Consider the following 17,537-nt stretch of genomic DNA (forward strand, 5'->3'; position numbering starts at 1 on the left):
GCGGGCCCACAACGGGCGGAAGCGCGCCCACAACGGGGGGATTCAGTGGTGGGATTTTGTGAGGGCTTCGTCCAGGAGGGTGCGGTCGCGGGGTTGGGTCAGGCGGTGGCGGGCTGCCGTCGGGGGGAGCCAGAGCAGGGCGTCGATCTCCTTCGTGGGGACGAAGCCGCCGTCCAGCGCCCGGGCCGACCAGTACGCGACCTCCTTGGGACGGCCGTCCACCCAGTAGTGCGCCGTCGGCAGGCGGGGGCCGAGTTCGCAGCGGCGGCCCGTCTCCTCCAGGACCTCGCGCAGCGCGCACGCCTCCGCCGTCTCGCCGCGCTTCCGTTTGCCCTTCGGGTGGGACCAGTCGTCCCACTTGGGCCGGTGGACGAGGGCGATCTCGATGCCCTGGCCGGAAAGCGACGGGCGCCACAGGACGCAGCCCGCGGCCAGGATGGGGGTCGTCATGGGACCGGGGCCGTCGTGCGCCGCCACGCGTGCTGGAAGGCGAAGCGCGCCGCCTCCACCTCGTGGCGTTGGTCGGCGTGCAGGACGCCGAGTGCGTAGGCCGTGGCCGGGGCGATCCGCGGGGTGCGCGCCGCCGCGGCCGCCGCCGAAGCGGCCTCCGCCGCGTCGCGGTGCCGGTCGAGCGCCCTCGCCGCCTCGTACAGCACCGCGTCCGGTTCGCCGCCGGTGTGCAGGGCCTCCGTGGCGTACCGGTGGAGGCGCAGCAGGAGCCGGGTCTGGTGCCAGGGCGCGTCCTGGCTCTCGGCGGCGGCGAGCGCGAGGGCGTCCGCGTTGTACGGGTGGGCCGCCCGCGTGAGGGGCAGCGCCGCCACCGCGTCGAGGAGGCGCCGTTCGGCGAGTTCGGCGGGGGCGTCGATGACCTCGACGGCCGGGGCCGCGCCCGCCGGTCCGAGCGGCACGTCGGAGGCGAGGAGCGCGACGGCGTCCGCGACGGCGTGGAAGCGGGCGGAGCCGAGCGCCTGGAGGGAGGCCGAGTGGGCGCGCGTACGGGCCAGGGTCAACTGGCGTTCGAGCAGGGCGCCCGCGCGGGCCGCGCCGACGGTGAGGCCGGTGCCGCCCTCCGTACCCCTGGCCGCGGGGACGGGACCGGCGGTGTTCGACAGGCGGGACAGTGCGTCCACCAGGCGGATGAGCCGTGACGTACAGGCCTGTTCCAGGGCCAGCGTCCCCGAGAGCCACGCGAGCTCGGTGCGCAGCTGGTCCGCCCAGGCCGTGTCGAGCAGCGGCCGGAAGGTGTGGAGGGTGCCGCTGATCCGGCGGGCCGCGCCCCGCAGCGTACGGGCGGCCTCCTCCGCCCCGGCCGTGTCGGAGCCGCTCTCGCGGTGCAGGCGCAGGCCGCGGAGGAAGTCCGCGGCCCGGGCGTGCAGGTAGGGGGCCAGGACCTCGCCCGCCGTGACGTCCTGCGAGTGGTCAGGGTTGTGCACGCCGGCGCCTCCGCGCGTCGATGAGCATCTCCTGGACGTGCCGCAGGGGCCGGCCTTCGGGGTCGGTCGCGTGCCGCGTCCAGTTCCCGTCGGGGCCGAGGTGCCAGGAGGAGGTGGTGTCGGACATCCCGGTCTCCAGGAGCCGGGTGAGAGCGGCCCGGTGCGCCGGGTCGGAGACCCGTACGAGGGCCTCGATCCGGCGGTCCAGGTTGCGGTGCATCATGTCGGCGCTGCCGAGCCAGACTTCGGGTTCGCCGCCGTTGCCGAAGGCGAAGACCCGGGAGTGCTCCAGGAAGCGGCCGAGGATCGAGCGGACCCGGATGTTCTCCGAGAGGCCGGTGACCCCGGGGCGTACGGCGCAGATGCCGCGGACCCAGATGTCGACCGGGACGCCGGCCCGCGACGCCTGGTAGCAGGCGTCGATGACCGCTTCGTCGACCATCGAGTTCACCTTGATGCGGACGTACGCGGGCCGCCCGGCCTTGTGGTGCGCGATCTCCTTGGTGATGCGGGAGACGAGGCCGTCGCGGAGCGACTTCGGGGCCGTGAGCAGGCGGCGGTACGTCTCGCGGCGGGAGTAGCCGGAGAGCCGGTTGAACAGGTCGGAGAGGTCCGCGCCGACCTGCGGGTCGGCGGTGAGCAGGCCCAGGTCCTCGTAGAGCCGGGCGGTCTTCGGGTGGTAGTTGCCGGTGCCGACGTGCGAGTAGCGGCGGAGGAGCTCGCCCTCCTGCCGTACGACGAGGGACAGCTTGCAGTGGGTCTTGAGGCCGACGAGGCCGTAGACGACGTGGCAGCCGGCCTCCTCCAGCTTCCGCGCCCACTTGATGTTGGCCTGCTCGTCGAAGCGGGCCTTGATCTCGACGAGGACGAGGACCTGCTTGCCGGACTCGGCGGCGTCGATGAGGGCGTCGACTATCGGGGAGTCGCCGGAGGTCCGGTAGAGCGTCTGCTTGATCGCGAGGACGTCCGGGTCGGCCGCCGCCTGCTCCAGGAAGGCCTGGACGGAGGTGGAGAAGGAGTCGTACGGGTGGTGCAGGAGCACGTCCCGCTCGCGCAGCGCGGCGAAGATGTCGGGCGCGGACGCGGACTCGACCTCGGCGAGGTCCCGGTGGGTGCCGGCGACGAACTTGGGGTACTTGAGCTCGGGCCGGTCCTGCCCGGCGATCCCGAAGAGCCCGGTGAGGTCGAGCGGGCCGGGCAGCGGGTAGACCTCGGCGTCGGAGATCTTCAGCTCGCGGACCAGCAGGTCGAGGACGTACGGGTCGATGGACTCCTCGACCTCCAGGCGCACCGGGGGCCCGAAGCGGCGCCGCATGAGCTCCTTCTCCAGGGCCTGGAGCAGGTTCTCGGCGTCGTCCTCCTCGACCTCCAGGTCCTCGTTCCTGGTCACCCGGAACATGTGGTGCGCGAGCACCTCCATGCCGGGGAACAGTTCCTCCAGGTGCGCCGCGATGACGTCCTCCAGCGGGACGTACCGCTGCGGGGAGGCCTCCAGGAAGCGGGAGAGCAGCGGCGGCACCTTGACGCGCGCGAAGTGGCGGTGGCCGCTGACCGGGTTCCGTACGACCACGGCGAGGTTGAGGCTGAGGCCGGAGATGTACGGGAAGGGGTGCGCCGGGTCCACGGCCAGCGGGGTGAGGACCGGGAAGATCTGCTGCCGGAACAGGGTGAAGAGGCGCGCCTGCTCCTTCTCCGTGAGTTCGGGCCAGCGGATCAGGTGGATGCCCTCGTCGGCGAGGGCCGGGGCGACGTCCTGCTGGTAGCAGGCGGCGTGCCGGGCCATGAGCTCGCGCGAGCGCGTCCAGATCAGGTCGAGGACCTCGCGCGGCTGGAGGCCGGAGGCGGAGCGGGTGGCGACGCCGGTGGCGATGCGGCGCTTGAGTCCTGCGACCCGGACCATGAAGAACTCGTCGAGGTTCGAGGCGAAGATCGCGAGGAAGTTCGCCCGTTCGAGGAGGGGGGTCGTCGGGTCCTCGGCGAGTTCGAGGACCCGCTCGTTGAAGGCGAGCCAGCTGCGTTCACGGTCGAGGAAACGCCCCTGCGGCAGCTCGTCGCCGAGCGCGCCGTCGTCCTGGAGGGTGTCGGGATCCGCGTCGAGGTCGGCGTCGATGCCGGTCACGACGGCCCCGTTCGCCACGTGTGCGCGGTGCGCGGTTATGGACCCGAGGGACGGCGCGGCGGGCGCCGTTCCGGACGACGGGACGGACGGCGTGGCGGAGGACTGGACCGGGACCTCGGCGGGCTGCTGGCTCATGGCCCCATTCTTCCGCGCGAAGGGGTGGTCGGGCGCGTCGGAGCGGGCCGTGGGGGAGGGAAGTCTCCCTTTGGGGAGAGCGGACACGGAGCGCTTCATTGCGTGAGCGTCGCAAGCGCGTCTGAATGGCCGGTAACGACGACATGACGTACGGGAATCGGACGCGGGGCCCTTGGCGGGGCCCCGCGTCCGTCTTTTTACCGAAGGTTACGGGTGCCGGGTTTTCACCGAGGGTTACGGGTGCCGGGCGCGCAGGACGCGGAAGGCGGCGTAGAGGGCGAGGGCGGCGAGGGCGAGGAGGATGCCGCTCTCGATGAGCTGGGTGGGCCAGAAGTGGGACCGGGGGTGGTAGTCGTGGTACTGGCCGGTGACGTCGTGCCGCGTGAGGCAGGCCTGGTAGGCCCTGCCCCAGGCGTCCGGGTGCTCGCCGACGCCGGACGCGGTCATGGCCTCGTCGCGGCAGACCGCCGGATCGAAGCGCGCGCCGTCGCTGGTGAGCAGGCCGTTCCCCATCAGGAGGCCGCCCTCCTCCGGGAGGCGGGGGACGGGTCCGGTCGAGGTGAACGTCTCCACGGGCAGGAAGGACCAGCGCAGCGCCCCGAGGACGAGGGTGACGGCGCCCATGACGACGCCGGTGGCGGCCATGGCGATCAGGGTGCGGCGGATGAGCAGCCCGAGGAGGGCGCCGACGGCGAGGGCGGCGAGGACGTGGGCGAGCAGGACGATGCCGGTGCCTTCGTACGGGCCGCGGTCGCCCCACTGGAGGTTCCAGGTGTGGGCGACGCGGCCCCAGCCGATCCGGTAGACGCCGATGAGGGCGAGGGTGGTCACGAGCGCGACGGCGCCGGTGGTGAGGAGCTTGGCGCGGAGCCAGGAGGCGGGGCTCTGCGACTGGGTGAGGGAGACCCGGTAGGTGCCCGATTCGTACTCGCGGGCGACCAGGGGCCCGGCGACGAAGGCGGCGACGAGCAGGGGCAGGAGGACGAGGCCGCCGTTCGCGTACTCCATGGCCCAGCGGAGCAGCGTGTGCCCGGTGTCGTTCGCCGGGACCCAGGTCCCGGCGGTGGTCAGGGTGTCGGGGGTCTGCGCGTCCCAGATCCGCAGCCCGCCGATCACGGCGAGGGAGGCGAGGACTCCCGCGCCCGCCAGCCACAGCGTCCGCCGGTACTGGCGGACGGTCACCCAGTAGGGGCCCTTCAGGGCGAGGGTGCTCATGCCGGGGCTCCTTCGGGGGCGACTTCGGTGGCGATTTCGGTGGTGACTTCGGTGGTGCGCAGGTGGGCGAGGAGGAGGTCCTCCAGGGAGGGTTCCGCGGTGTTCCAGGGGCCGTCGACGGGGCCCTCGTGGCGGACCAGGGCGGTGAGCTGACGGCCCGTCGTGCGGGACTCGACGACCTTGTGCGGGGCGAGGTCGGCGATCGGTCCGGTGAGCAGGGTGTGCGCGGCGAGGAGGTCGTCGACGGAGCCGTCGAGGCGGACCCTGCCGCCGTGGAGCAGGAGGAGGTGGTCGCAGGCGCCCTCCAGCTCGCTGAGGATGTGCGAGGACATGACGACGGTGGTGCCGTTCTCGGCGGCGTCGGCCATGAGCAGGCCCATCAGCTGGTGGCGGGCGAGCGGGTCGAGATCGGCCATCGGCTCGTCGAGGAGCAGCAGTTCGGGCCGCTTGCCGAGGGCGAGCGCGAGGGCGACGCGGGTGCGCTGGCCGCCGGAGAGTTCGCGTACGAGGGAGCGGGGGTCGAGTTCGTCGGCGATCACCCGCCGGGCGAGGGCGTCGTCCCAGCGGCCCGGGTTGAGCTCGCGGCCCATGCGCAGGGTGTCGGCGACGCTGAGCCGGGGGTGGAGCGGCTTGTCCTGGGCGACGTGGGCGAGGTGCTCGCGGGCCGGGGCCTTGATCGTGCCCTCGGTGGGGCGGAGCAGTCCGGCGGCGAGGGCGAGGAGGGTGGACTTGCCCGCGCCGTTGGGACCGACGAGGGCGCAGACCCGGCCGGCGGGGAGCGCGAAGTCGCACCCCCGCAGGGCCCAGCTCCCGCGTCGCCGTCGGTAGTGCATGCCGAGGCCTTCGGCCTCGATGACCGGGTCGGTCATTCGTCCCCCTCGAAGTGTTCCTTCAGTACGGATGTGAAGAGCGCGGCCACGTCCTCCCGCTCCAGTCCCTCGGCGCGTGCCCGGCGGGCCCAGTCGGCGAGTTCGCCGCGCAGCGGCGAGTCGGCGGGGCCGGTGCCGAGGGTGGCGCGGACGAAGGTGCCGAGGCCGCGGCGGGCCTCGACGAGGCCTTCGCGTTCGAGCTCGCGGTAGGCCTTGAGGACCGTGTTGGGGTTGATGGCCGTCGCTTCGACGACCTCGCGTGCGGTGGGCAGTCGGTCGCCGGGCTCCAGGAGGCCCATCCGGAGGGCCTGCTTCGTCTGCTGGACGATCTGGAGGTAGGTGGCGACGCCACTGCGCCGGTCGATGCGGTACTCGACCACGATCCCTTCCACCACCCTTTCACTAATCAAGTAGTGAAAGGGTGGTGGAAAGAAGGGGGCGGTGTCAACCGCCCCCTGCCCTTTACCGGTTCAGGACTCCGTGCGGTACATCAGGTCCACCTCGTGCGTCGTGAACCCCATCCCCTCGTAGACCCGCACCGCCGCCGTGTTGTCCGCGTCCACGTACAGCATCGCCGTCGGCAGCCCCTGCGCCGCCAGGTGCCGCAGGCCGATCGCCGTCAGCGCCTTGCCCAGGCCGCCGCCCTGGGCCTCCGGCAGGATGCCGACCACGTACACCTCGCCGAGCTGCTCCTCGGCGTGCGTCTTCGTCCAGTGGAAGCCGATCGGCTTTCCGTCCTTCTCCGCGAGGAAGAAGCCCTTCGGGTCGAACCACGGCTCGGCCATCCGGTCGTCCAGGTCCCGCTGGGTCAGCGAGCCCTGCTCCGGGTGGTGCGCGAACGCGGCGGCGTTGACGGCGAGCCAGGCCGCGTCGTCCTGCCCGGGCGCGAAGGTACGGACGGTGACGCCCGCGGGCAGCACCGGCTCCGGGATGTCCAGCGGCACCAGGGGCCGGCGCAGCTGGCGCAGCTCGCGGAAGAGCGTCAGGCCGAGGACCTGGGCGAGGTGCCGGGCCGCCGACTTGCCGCCGTGCGCCCAGACGCGCAGCCGCTTGCCGGAGGCGGCGAGCAGGGCGGTGCCGAGGGCGCGGCCGTGGCCGCGGCCGCGGTGGGAGGGGTGGACGACCAGCTCGGCGGCCGGGGCCTCGATCGGGTCGGTCTCCTCCAGCTGGGCGTAGCCGTAGAGGTGGGAGCCGACGGTGAGGAGGAAGTGGCGCACGCCCTCGCGCCTGCCGTGCCGCAGGTACAGCCGCCCCTGCTCGGACACGGCGTGCAGGCCGTCGGCGTGGTCGGCGGCCTCGAGCAGCTCCAGTACGTCCTGGATCTGCTCGGGCGTGAGCTCGTCATACGTGTGGATCTGCCGTCCCGGTTCGAGGGCCGGCGCCGTGTCGGAAGTCATGGCTACGAGCCTACGGCGACACTTCGTCAGCCAAGGGCAACTGTCTTGTAACCCACTCCCCCCTGTTGCGCTACGCGCGTTGACTCTAGGCTGCACGCGCAACGGGGGAGTAGATCAAGGCCGCGAATCGGGGCAAGGGGACTAGGGGAGAGATGGCAGCGACACCGAGGAAGAACAAGACGGCACGGCGAATTCTCGCCGCAGGGGCCGGGCTTGCGACGGTCGGGGCGCTCGTCGCCGCGATGCCGTCGGCCGGGGCGGCCGGGGACGAGTACACCGCCGGGCAGGGGACGAACGGCAAGGGCTGGGGCCGGATGGTCGACGTCCAGCTGCTGTCCTTCAACGACCTGCACGGCAACCTGGAGCCGCCGGCCGGCTCGTCCGGGCAGGTCACCCGGACCAAGGCGGACGGGACGACGGAGAAGGTCGACGCCGGTGGCGTCGAGTACCTGGCGACGCACCTGCGCCAGGCCCGTCAGGGGAATCGATACTCCATCACTGCCGCCGCCGGCGACATGATCGGCGCCTCGCCGCTGATGACCGGCCTCTTCCACGACGAGCCGACCATCCACGCGCTCAACGGTCTTGACCTCGACGTCACCTCGGTCGGCAACCACGAGTTCGACGAGGGCGCCGCAGAGCTGGCCCGCATGCAGTACGGCGGCTGTCACCCGACGGCCGGCTGCTTCGGCGCGGAGAAGGGCTTCGCGCCCTTCGGCGGCGCCGACTTCCCGTACCTCGCGGCCAACGTGACGAACGAGAAGACCGGAAAGCCGATCCTCGACCCGTACTTCATCTGGGAGAAGGACGGCGTCAAGATCGGTTTCATCGGCGTGACCCTGGAGGGCACCCCGAACGTCGTCACCGCCGAGGGCGTCAAGGGCCTCAAGTTCGGCGACGAGGTCGAGACGATCAACAAGTACACGAAGGTCCTGGAGCGCAAGGGCGTCAAGTCCATCGTCGCCCTGGTCCACGAGGGCGGCATGCCGGCCTCGTCGTCGGTCAACTACAACTGCGACGGTGACGGCGACGGTGACGGCGAGGGCGTCTCCGGCGCGATCGTCGACATCGCCAGGAACGTCTCGCCGCAGGTCGACGCGATGGTGACCGGCCACACCCACCAGGCGTACGTGTGCACCATCCCCGACCCGGCGGGCAAGCCGCGCCTGGTCACCTCGGCGTCCTCGTTCGGCAAGCTGTACACGGACACGACGCTGACCTACGACCGCGCCACCAAGGACATCGTGCGCACGGCGGTGGACTCGGCCAACCACATCGTCACGCGTGACGTGGCGAAGGCCGAGGACATGACCAGGCTCATCACGGACTGGAAGGACCTCGCGGCCCCGATCGCGAACCGTCCGCAGGGCTTCATCGCCGCCGACATCAACGGCCGCGGCTCCTCGGCCTTCGAGAAGCCGCTCGGCGACGTGATCGCCGACGCGCAGCTGGAAGGCCTGGCCCCGGCGGACAAGGGCGGTGCCCAGATCGCGCTGATGAACCCGGGCGGCATCCGCGCCGACCTCGTCTACAAGCAGTCCGGCGCCGAGGGCGACGGCGTGGTGACGTACGGCGAGTCCTTCACCGTGCAGCCCTTCACCAACATGATGAACGTGGTCGACCTGACCGGCGCGAACCTGATCACCGCGCTGAAGCAGCAGGTCAGCGGCTCGAACCTGAACTCGGTCAAGATCCTTCAGGTGTCGAAGGGCCTGACCTACACGCTCGACATGACGAAGACGGGCGCTGACCGCGTCGTCGACGGCACGATCAAGCTGAACGGTGCGGCGATCGACCCGTCGAAGACCTACCGCGTCGCGATGAACGAGTTCCTCGCGGGCGGCGGCGACGGCTTCGCGGCCCTCGCCACCGGCACGAACAAGCTGGTCGGCGCCTCGGACCTCGACGTCTTCAACGCCTACCTGGCGGCCCACTCCTCGGCGGCGGCCCCGCTGCAGGTCCCGGCCGCGGACCGGATCACGGTCGTGAAGTAACCCGGCAGGGTTCCCGAGAGGGGGCGGCGAACCGTTTCGACGGGGCGCCGCCCCCTTTTCCGTACGCCATCTGGTGGAGTTGACGTGCTCCTGCCATAGTCCGAGCCATGGACCGACGACGATTCCTCGTGGGGGCCGCGGGTGCCGGAGCCGCTCTGCTCGTGGGAGCGCCCAGCGCCTCGGCCGTGGACGTACGGGCGTGGATGGGAGCGCAGGGGGACGGGACCGATCTGCGGCGGCTGACCATTCCCGGGACGCATGACTCGGGGGCCCGGTTCGGCGGCGCCTGGAGCGAGTGCCAGAACACCACCATCGCCCAGCAGCTGGACAGCGGCGTCCGGTTCCTGGACGTGCGGTGCCGGGTGACCGGCGGCTCGTTCGCCATCCACCACGGCGCCTCCTACCAGAACATGATGTTCGGGGACGTCCTCGTCGCCTGCCGCGACTTCCTCGCCGCCCACCCCTCCGAGACCGTCCTCATGCGGGTCAAGCAGGAGTACTCCGAGGAGTCCGACGCCACCTTCCGCGCCGTCTTCGACGACTACCTCGACAACCGCGGCTGGCGGTCCCTCTTCCGGATCGGCGACTCGCTGCCGCTGCTCGGCGAGGCCCGCGGACGGGTCGTGCTCCTCGCCGACAACGGCGGGCTGCCCGGACTGAGGTGGGGCGGCTCGGCCTTCGCGATCCAGGACGACTGGAACGCCCTCCCCGACGCCAAGTACCCCAAGATCCAGGCCCACTTCCGCACCGCCGTCACCCAGCCCGGCCGGCTCTACGTGAACTTCGTCAGCACCTCCGCCTACCTCCCGCCCCGCTGGAACTCCGACCGGCTGAACCCCTGGGTCCACGGCTTCCTGGACAGTTCCGAACTCGCCGGGAAGGTCGGCCTCGGGATCGTCCCCATGGACTTCCCCAACACCCGGGCGGGGCTGGTCGAGGCCCTCCTCCGGCACAACTAGCGCGGGGCCTTCACGCCGTGGACGGCGGCGTACTCGGCCGCCAGCCACGGCGCCAGCTCCTCGATCAGCATCCGCAGGACCGCCGGATCCGGGGCCGCCGACCTGCCCACCTCCGCCGCAAGGCGCATCTGCTCCGCCCCCTCCGGGTAGTACCCGCCGAAGACCGCCGCCTGCCGGTCCAGATCGCTCGTCCAGCCGCCCCACCGGGGCATGACCAGCGTGAAGCCCGTACGGACCAGGCGGCGCCCGACCCGCCGGCCCAGAGCGCGGCCGTCGGGCTGGGCACGACGCCAGCCCGGCAGGAGCAGTCCCAGGTCGCCGTTCGTCTCCCGGGCCAGGAGGGACGTCGGGCGGTACGGGGGCAGCTCCTCCGCCAGGTCCGGGCCCAGGAGCGGGGTGCACAGGCAGGCCACGAAGAAGCCCAGGTCGTGGCGTTCGAGCTCGCTGAGGACCGTCCCCGTACCGCTCAGCAGGATCCCGGCGCCGTCGATCTGCGGCAGCTCCCGGTCCAGCACCGCCTCCACCTCCCGCGCCGCCGCGCGGTCCGCCTCCGTGGGCTCCCCGTGCAGGACCAGCTGCACGTCCAGGTCGGAGACGCCGGCCACCGCCGTCCCCCGGGGCACGCTCCCGTACAGGTACGCGCTGTGCAGCCGGTCCGGCCCGAACGCCTCCGTGATCCGCGCCCGCGCCGCCGCCACGACCGGCGCGAACTCCGCCGGTACGCGGTCCAGGGCGCCCTCGCGCGCGATCGTCCCGTCGGGGTTCAGGCCGTGGTCGTCGTCCATGGGGCCACCCTGGCCCCCGGGCGGCCCGTCGTCGAGCCGGTTCTCACAGCTCCGGCGGCGGCGTCGGCGCCCCCGGCAGCCGGAGCGTCGCCACCGTGCCGCCGCCCTCCGCCGGGGCGAGCGACACCGTGCCGCCCGCCTGCTGCACCGTACGCGCCACGATCGACAGGCCGAGGCCCGAGCCCGGCAGGCTGCGGGCCGACGGGGAGCGCCAGAAGCGGTCGAAGACGTGCGGCAGCTCCTCCGGGGCGATGCCCGGGCCCTGGTCCCGGACGGTCAGCTCGCCCCGCATCAGGGTCACCTCGACCGTGCCCCGGCGCGGCGAGAACTTCACGGCGTTGTCCAGGACGTTCACCAGGGCCCGCTCCAGGGCCGCCGTCTCCGCCCGTACGTACCAGGGCGCCAGGTCCGTGACGAACGTCAGCTCCGGGCCGCGCAGCCGCGCCCGGTCCAGGGCGTTCCGCAGGATCGTGTGCAGTGGCACCACTTCCAGCGGGCCCTGCCGCGCCACGTCCGGGCGGGCCAGCTCCTGGAGGTCGCCGATCAGCGCCGCCAGCTCCGTCATCTGCGCCTTCACCGAGGCCATCAGGGCCCGCCGGTCGTCCGGCGGCAGCGCCCGGCCGGTCTCCTCGCTGCGCGCGAGCAGTTCGACGTTGGTACGGAGGGAGGTCAGCGGCGTCCGCAGCTCGTGGCCCGCGTCCGCGATGAGCTGCGCCTGCCGGTCCCGGGAGCTCGCGAGCGCCGCCGTCATCGCGTTGAAGGAACGGGACAGCCGGGCGATCTCGTCCTCGCCCTCCACCGGGATCCGGACCGTCAGGTCCTCGGTCGCGGCGACGTGCTCGACCGCCCCGGTCAGCCGGTTCACCGGCTCCAGGCCGGTCCTCGCGACCCACAGGCCGGCCGCGCCCGCGCCGACGACACCGATCCCGGAGACCAGGAGCAGCACCCAGCGCAGCGTGGACATCGAGTTGTCGATCTCGGAGAGGGGGCGGGCGACGGAGACGGCGATCTCGAGCGGGGTGTCGTGCTGGTACGTGTAGACCCGCATCTCCCGGCCGTCGTCGTCCTTCACCGTGTGCAGCGTGTAGACCAGCTGCTTCCGGGCCACCGCGAGGTCACCCTGCCCGGCGGGGATCGCCGCCTGCCCGGAGGTGCACACGGCCCCGTTCGAAAGGATCACCTGCACCGTGTACGGACCTGCCACCGGCCGGGGCGTCTCGCCCCGCTGGCAGGAGCCGAGGAGGTCCTGCACGAGGGCGGGCTGCAGCCGCGTGTTGCGCAGGGAGGAGTCCAGCTCCGCCTCCAGCTGTGCCCGTGTCACGAACCAGCAGGCCAGCGACACGGCCGCCACCGCCACCGCCACCGCGAGCGCGGTGAGCAGGGCGAGCCGGGAGCGCAGCGGCCGCGAGCGGAACCAGTTCCTCAAGGGGACGGCCGTTCTCAGGGGGCCCGTCACTCCCCGCCTCCTCCGCGCAGCGCGTAGCCCACGCCCCGTACGGTGTGGACGAGGCGCGGCTCGCCGCCGGCCTCGGTCTTGCGCCGCAGATACATCACGTACACGTCCAGGGAGTTCGAACTGGGCTCGAAGTCGAAGCCCCATACGGCCTTCAGGATCTGCTCCCGGGTCAGGACCTGGCGCGGGTGCGCGAGGAACATCTCCAGGAGCGTGAACTCGGTACGGGTCAGCTCCACGGTCCGCCCGCCCCGGGTCACCTCGCGCGTGGCCAGGTTCATCCGCAGGTCCTCGAAGGCCAGGACGTCGTCCTCGGCGGGGGCGGCGGCGGACGCGGCGGCGTAGGAGCTGCGGCGGAGCAGGGCCCGGATGCGGGCGAACAGCTCGTCCAGCTCGAAGGGCTTCACCAGGTAGTCGTCCGCGCCGGCGTCGAGGCCGGTGACCCGGTCGCCGACGGTGTCGCGGGCGGTGAGCATGAGGATCGGCACGGTCGAGCCGGCGGCCCGGATCCGGCGGGCCGCCGTGAGCCCGTCCATGCGGGGCATCTGGACGTCGAGGACGACGAGATCGGGGGCGTACGACTCCATCGCCGCGAGCGCGTCGAGGCCGTCGACGGCGTCCCGGGTCGCGTACCCCTCGAAGGCGAGGCTGCGGCGCAGGGCCTCGCGGACGGCGGGCTCGTCGTCGACGATGAGGATGCGCTCGGCTTCGCTGTGCTGTCCGGTCATGGGCTGTCCCGTCATGGGCTCAGCGTCGCACGTGCTCAGTTGTCGCCGCCCGAGCGGAGGCTGTCCAGGTCGGCCTTCACCGTGTCGATCGGGATCGCGAATCCCAGGCCGACGCTTCCGGCGGTGGAGCCGTTCGAAGAACTGGGCGAATACATGGCCGAATTGATTCCGATGATCTCGCCGTTCATATTGATCAACGCGCCGCCGGAATTCCCCGGATTGAGCGAGGCGTCGGTCTGGAGCGCCTTGTACGTGGTCTTCGACGAGCCGGTGTCGCCGTTGAACTGCTGTCCGCCGAACTCGAACGGCCAGCCCTGCCGCGGGTCCCACTGCTGCTGTCCCTGCTGCTGGTCCTGACCCTCGTCCTTCGCGACGGTCACGTCCCGGTCGAGCGCGGAGACGATGCCGCTGGTGACGGTGCCGGTCAGGCCCTCGGGGGAGCCGATCGCGACGACCTCGTCGCCGACCCGCACCTTCGAGGAGTCGCCGAGGGTGGCGGCCTTGAGCCCGGAGGCGCCCTTGAGCTTGATCAGGGCGAGGTCCTTGTCGGGGTCCGTGCCGACGACCTCCGCCTCGTACGTCCTGCCGTTGCTCAGCTGCACGGTGACCGAGGAGGCGCCGGAGATCACGTGGTTGTTGGTGACGATCTCGCCGTCGGAGGTGATGATCACGCCCGAGCCGGTGGACTTGCCGGCGTTCGAGCTCGCGGAGATCTCCACGATGGAGGGGGAGACCGCCTCGGCGACCCCGGCGACCGTGCCCTTGCTGCCGGTGGAGACGTTGGTGCCGCTCACGACGGGGGCGGAGGCGGTCGCGACCGTGTCGGAGGTGAGCTGCTGCACCAGCGTCGCCGTGCCGCCGCCGACGGCCGCGGCCGCGATGGCGACGGCCGCCATGAGCCCGACCCCGCGCTTGGCGCGGCGGCGCGGCGAAGGCACGGGCGCGGGGGCGGGGACGGTGGCGGCGAGCGGCGGGTCCACCGGCGGCGGCACCTGGCCGCCCGAGGGCCAGATGGTCGTGCCCGGCTCGGTGGTGATCGGCTGGGTCGACTCGTACGGCCCCTGCGCCGGCTCGTACGGGGGCCTCGGCGGGTAGTACGGCTGCTGCTGCGGCTGCTGCTCCTGGAAGTCCGTCATGGCTATGACTCTCGGAGCCGTACATGAGAGCCGTCTGAGGAGCGGCTGAGAAGCCCGACAGAACCCCGTATGTCCCGTATAAAGACCCGGGCGGGCTACGCGTGGCAGCCGCAGGAGCGGCGGACGACCAGCGCCGACGGGAAGAGCTTCACCCGCTCGCGGCGCGAGCCCGACACCCGGACCGAGTCGTCGAGGACCAGGTCCACGGCGGCCCGGGCCATCGCGGGACGGTCCGAGGAGACCGTGGTCAGCGGCGGATCGGTGAGCGCCGCCTCCTTCACGTCGTCGAAGCCCGCGACGGCCAGCTCCGTCGGCACCTCGATGCGCAGCTCACGCGCGGCGCGCAGGACACCGAAGGCCTGGTCGTCGGTGGAGCAGAAGATGGCCGGCGGCCGGTCGGGGCCGGACAGCAGCTTCAGCGCGACCTGGTAGGCGTCGTACCGGTTGTACGGCGCCTGGAAGAGCCGGCCCTCGATCGAGAGGCCCGCCTCCAGCATGGCCCGCCGCCAGCCCTCCTCGTGGTCGGCGACGGGGTCGCCGACGGCCGGTGTGTTCGGGACGCCGCCGAGGCACGCCACATACGGGTGGCCGTGCTCCAGGAGGTGCCGGGTGGCGAGCTGGGCGCCGCCGATGTCGTCGGTCACGACGGCCACGTCGTCGATCGCCTCGGGCCGCTCGTGCAGCAACACCACGCGCGCGTCCCAGGCCTCGATCTCGCTCGCGGCCTGCTCGCTCATGCCCTGGCTGACCAGGATCAGCCCGGAGACCCGCATCCCGAGGAAGGCCCGCAGGTAGTGGACCTCGCGCTCGGTCCGGTAGTCGGAGTTCCCGACGAGGACCATCTTCCCGCGCTCGGCGGCGGCCTGCTCGACCGCGTGCGCCATCTCGGCGAAGAACGGCTGCCGCGCGTCCGGGACGATCATGCCTATGAGATCGGTGCGTCGCGAGGCCATCGCCTGGGCCACCCGGTCGGGCCGGTAGCCCAGCTCCTTGATGGCGGCGAGGACACGCTCGCGCGTGGCCGGGGCGACCGGCCTGGGTCCGTTGTTGATGACGTAGCTCACGACCGCGGTAGAAGTACCTGCAAGTCGCGCTACGTCATCCCGCGTCACCTTGGCCACGCGCGGCAGTCTACGCGGGGGGACCTACCTACCGGCAGGTCGCACTGTGGCATCCGCCACGTTCCTGTCCTCCGACAGGGTGAGCTCCTCCGTGCCGCCCTTGACCCGGGCGCCCGCGCGGGCCTCCTCCTTGCGGGCCTCCTCCTTGCGGGCCTCCTCCGCCGCCCGCTCCACCTTCTCGGGCGTGACGAAGCGGTAGCCGACGTTGCGGACGGTGCCGATGAGCGACTCGTGCTCGGGGCCGAGCTTGGCCCTCAGCCGCCGTACGTGGACGTCGACCGTTCGGGTGCCGCCGAAGTAGTCGTACCCCCACACCTCCTGCAGGAGCTGCGCGCGCGTGAAGACCCGGCCCGGATGCTGCGCCAGGTACTTGAGCAGCTCGAACTCCTTGAAGGTCAGGTCCAGGACCCGGCCCTTCAGCTTCGCGCTGTACGTCGCCTCGTCGACCGACAGGTCACCGTTGCGGATCTCCATCGGGGAGTCGTCCGAGACGATCTGCTGGCGGCCCATCGCGAGACGCAGCCGCGCCTCGACCTCGGCCGGCCCGGCCGTGTCGAGGAGGACGTCGTCGATGCCCCAGTCTGCGGTGACGGCCGCGAGGCCGCCCTCCGTGACGACGAGGATCAGCGGACAGCCGGGCCCCGTGGAGCGCAGCAGCTGGCACAGCGAGCGGACCTGCGGGAGGTCGCGCCGCCCGTCGACGAGGATCACGTCCGCGCCGGGGGTGTCCACGAGGGCGGGGCCCTCGGCCGGGGCGACCCGGACGTTGTGCAGCAGCAGGCCGAGTGCGGGGAGCACCTCGGTCGACGGCTGGAGGGCGTTCGTCAGGAGCAGCAGAGAACTCATCGCGCCGCACCTTCTTCGGTCGTCGGTACGCCGTGCGTCGTCGGTCCGTCGTGCGTCGTCGTCGTTCGCTCTTCCATGACGTCGGTTCCTCCTCGGTCCCTGCGAGGACGTCTATGTGTGCTCACGTGTTGCTCTCGCGCCCGGAGAGCTTTTGTTCATCCGTCCGTAACAACGGTCGGAAAACACAAAAGGACCCGGGGGCTGCGTTGCCCGGATCCTCTGGCAAGCAGAATAGCCCACATGAGTTCCGAGGCAGAGGGTCGATTTCACATCCTGGATGTTTCCTCGCTCACTTCCGGTCCCGTCCGGTCCATGCTGCGTACCGAAGACGGTGTCCGGATCGAGGCGGTTTACGAACCCTCACGGGCAAGTGTCACCGATACGGCCGTCGTCCTCGCCCACGGCTTCACCGGGTCGGCCGACCGTCCCGCCGTCCGGCGCGCCGCCCGCGCCCTCGCGGAGCTCGGCGCGGCGGTCGTCACCTTCTCCTTCCGCGGGCACGGCCGCTCGGGTGGCCGCTCCACCGTCGGAGACCGGGAGGTCCTCGACCTGTCCGCCGCCGTCCGCTGGGCCCGCGAGCTCGGCCACGCGCGCGTGGCGACGCTCGGCTTCTCCATGGGCGGCTCCGTGGTCCTGCGCCACGCGGCCCTGGAGCGGAGCGCGGAAGGCCGCGCCGACGCGGTCGCCGCCGTGTCCGCGCCCGCCCGCTGGTACTACCGGGGTACGGCCCCGATGCGCCGCGTCCACTGGGTCGTCACCCGGCCGGCGGGCCGCCTCGTCGGGCGGTACGGATTCGGCACCCGGATCGACAGCAGGGCCTGGGACCCCGTCCCCCTGTCGCCCGTCGAGGCGGTCCCGCTGATCGCGCCGACCCCTCTGCTGATCGTCCACGGCGACCGGGACGCGTACTTCCCGCTCGACCACCCGCGCATGCTGGCCGCCGCGGGCCCGGCCGAGCTCTGGCTGGAGCGGGGCATGGGCCACGCCGAGAACGCGGCCGACGAGAAGCTGCTCGCCCGGCTCGGGGACTGGCTCACGCGCGCATAGCCCATGATGGGGGGCGGCGCGCACACGAACGAGAGGAGCGCCGCTATGGCAGCGGGAACCATCCGCTACTGGGCCGCGGCCAAGGCCGCCGCAGGAGTCGCCGAGGAGCCGTACACCGCCGGGACCCTGGCCGAGGCCCTCGACGCCGCCCGCGCGAAGCACCCGGGCGAGCTCGTCCAGGTGCTCAAGCGGTGCTCGTTCCTGGTCGACGGCGACCCCGTCGGAACCCGGAGCCATGAGACGGTACGGCTTGCCGAGGGCGGCACGGTCGAGGTGCTCCCCCCGTTCGCAGGAGGGTGA

Annotated in this window: 17 protein-coding genes; 4 read left to right on the forward strand and 13 right to left on the reverse strand. The window is 72.2% G+C overall.

Translation table 11 applies throughout. The features are described from left to right. Positions 1–42 precede the first annotated feature (42 nt). From ACWGN5_RS28505 to mshD, 7 genes are all read right to left on the reverse strand, one after another. Complete coding sequence (locus ACWGN5_RS28505) at positions 43–450, reverse strand: NUDIX hydrolase (RefSeq protein WP_453520295.1); 408 nt, start codon at positions 448–450, stop codon at positions 43–45. Then, the gene (locus tag ACWGN5_RS28510) at positions 447–1,433 is read right to left on the reverse strand and encodes a CHAD domain-containing protein (protein WP_453520298.1); all 987 of its coding nucleotides are present in this window, start codon (positions 1,431–1,433) and stop codon (positions 447–449) included. The genes ACWGN5_RS28505 and ACWGN5_RS28510 overlap by 4 nt, the downstream gene beginning before the upstream one ends. Next, a complete protein-coding gene (locus ACWGN5_RS28515; RefSeq protein WP_453520300.1) occupies positions 1,420–3,687 on the reverse strand; it encodes an RNA degradosome polyphosphate kinase in 2,268 nt (755 codons plus the stop codon). The genes ACWGN5_RS28510 and ACWGN5_RS28515 overlap by 14 nt, the downstream gene beginning before the upstream one ends. A gap of 234 nt (positions 3,688–3,921) precedes the next feature. Then, complete coding sequence (locus ACWGN5_RS28520) at positions 3,922–4,902, reverse strand: ABC transporter permease (protein WP_453520302.1); 981 nt, start codon at positions 4,900–4,902, stop codon at positions 3,922–3,924. After that, positions 4,899–5,771, reverse strand: coding sequence for an ABC transporter ATP-binding protein (locus tag ACWGN5_RS28525; protein ID WP_453520304.1), 873 nt, complete (start codon positions 5,769–5,771; stop codon positions 4,899–4,901). The genes ACWGN5_RS28520 and ACWGN5_RS28525 overlap by 4 nt, the downstream gene beginning before the upstream one ends. Then, positions 5,768–6,151 carry a GntR family transcriptional regulator gene (locus ACWGN5_RS28530; protein WP_351181040.1) on the reverse strand — a complete coding sequence of 128 codons (384 nt, stop codon included), beginning with the start codon at positions 6,149–6,151 and terminating at the stop codon, positions 5,768–5,770. The genes ACWGN5_RS28525 and ACWGN5_RS28530 overlap by 4 nt, the downstream gene beginning before the upstream one ends. A gap of 90 nt (positions 6,152–6,241) precedes the next feature. Further along, entirely contained in the window at positions 6,242–7,168 is a 927-nt protein-coding gene (gene mshD / locus ACWGN5_RS28535; protein WP_453520307.1) for a mycothiol synthase, read from the reverse strand. A gap of 152 nt (positions 7,169–7,320) precedes the next feature. On the opposite strand from mshD, the gene ACWGN5_RS28540 reads away from it, so the two are divergent. Together ACWGN5_RS28540 and ACWGN5_RS28545 are read left to right on the forward strand one after the other, a co-directional pair. Then, a complete protein-coding gene (locus tag ACWGN5_RS28540; protein ID WP_453520309.1) occupies positions 7,321–9,162 on the forward strand; it encodes a bifunctional metallophosphatase/5'-nucleotidase in 1,842 nt (613 codons plus the stop codon). A gap of 107 nt (positions 9,163–9,269) precedes the next feature. Next, entirely contained in the window at positions 9,270–10,121 is an 852-nt protein-coding gene (locus ACWGN5_RS28545; protein ID WP_453520312.1) for a phosphatidylinositol-specific phospholipase C, read from the forward strand. On the opposite strand, the gene ACWGN5_RS28550 is transcribed toward ACWGN5_RS28545, so the two are convergent. From ACWGN5_RS28550 to ACWGN5_RS28575, 6 genes are all read right to left on the reverse strand, one after another. Further along, positions 10,118–10,906: a nucleotidyltransferase gene (locus tag ACWGN5_RS28550; RefSeq protein ID WP_453520314.1), complete on the reverse strand. Its 789-nt coding sequence runs from the start codon at positions 10,904–10,906 to the stop codon at positions 10,118–10,120. The two genes, ACWGN5_RS28545 and ACWGN5_RS28550, sit on opposite strands and share 4 nt — an antisense overlap. A gap of 43 nt (positions 10,907–10,949) precedes the next feature. Beyond that, positions 10,950–12,362: a sensor histidine kinase gene (locus tag ACWGN5_RS28555; RefSeq protein WP_453520316.1), complete on the reverse strand. Its 1,413-nt coding sequence runs from the start codon at positions 12,360–12,362 to the stop codon at positions 10,950–10,952. After that, the gene (locus ACWGN5_RS28560) at positions 12,359–13,087 is read right to left on the reverse strand and encodes a response regulator transcription factor (protein ID WP_453520423.1); all 729 of its coding nucleotides are present in this window, start codon (positions 13,085–13,087) and stop codon (positions 12,359–12,361) included. The genes ACWGN5_RS28555 and ACWGN5_RS28560 overlap by 4 nt, the downstream gene beginning before the upstream one ends. Positions 13,088–13,122: 35 nt before the next feature. Then, complete coding sequence (locus ACWGN5_RS28565) at positions 13,123–14,223, reverse strand: S1C family serine protease (RefSeq protein ID WP_453520318.1); 1,101 nt, start codon at positions 14,221–14,223, stop codon at positions 13,123–13,125. A gap of 95 nt (positions 14,224–14,318) precedes the next feature. Next, positions 14,319–15,344, reverse strand: coding sequence for a LacI family DNA-binding transcriptional regulator (locus tag ACWGN5_RS28570; RefSeq protein WP_453520320.1), 1,026 nt, complete (start codon positions 15,342–15,344; stop codon positions 14,319–14,321). A gap of 24 nt (positions 15,345–15,368) precedes the next feature. Continuing rightward, positions 15,369–16,190: a response regulator transcription factor gene (locus ACWGN5_RS28575; RefSeq protein WP_453520322.1), complete on the reverse strand. Its 822-nt coding sequence runs from the start codon at positions 16,188–16,190 to the stop codon at positions 15,369–15,371. 240 nt (positions 16,191–16,430) lie between these two features. Here ACWGN5_RS28575 and ACWGN5_RS28580 point away from each other — a divergent pair, with 240 nt between their 5' ends. Then, complete coding sequence (locus tag ACWGN5_RS28580) at positions 16,431–17,237, forward strand: alpha/beta hydrolase (protein ID WP_453520324.1); 807 nt, start codon at positions 16,431–16,433, stop codon at positions 17,235–17,237. 45 nt (positions 17,238–17,282) lie between these two features. Beyond that, positions 17,283–17,537 carry a MoaD/ThiS family protein gene (locus ACWGN5_RS28585; protein WP_389236980.1) on the forward strand — a complete coding sequence of 85 codons (255 nt, stop codon included), beginning with the start codon at positions 17,283–17,285 and terminating at the stop codon, positions 17,535–17,537.

Source organism: Streptomyces sp. NPDC055815 (genome assembly GCF_053616475.1).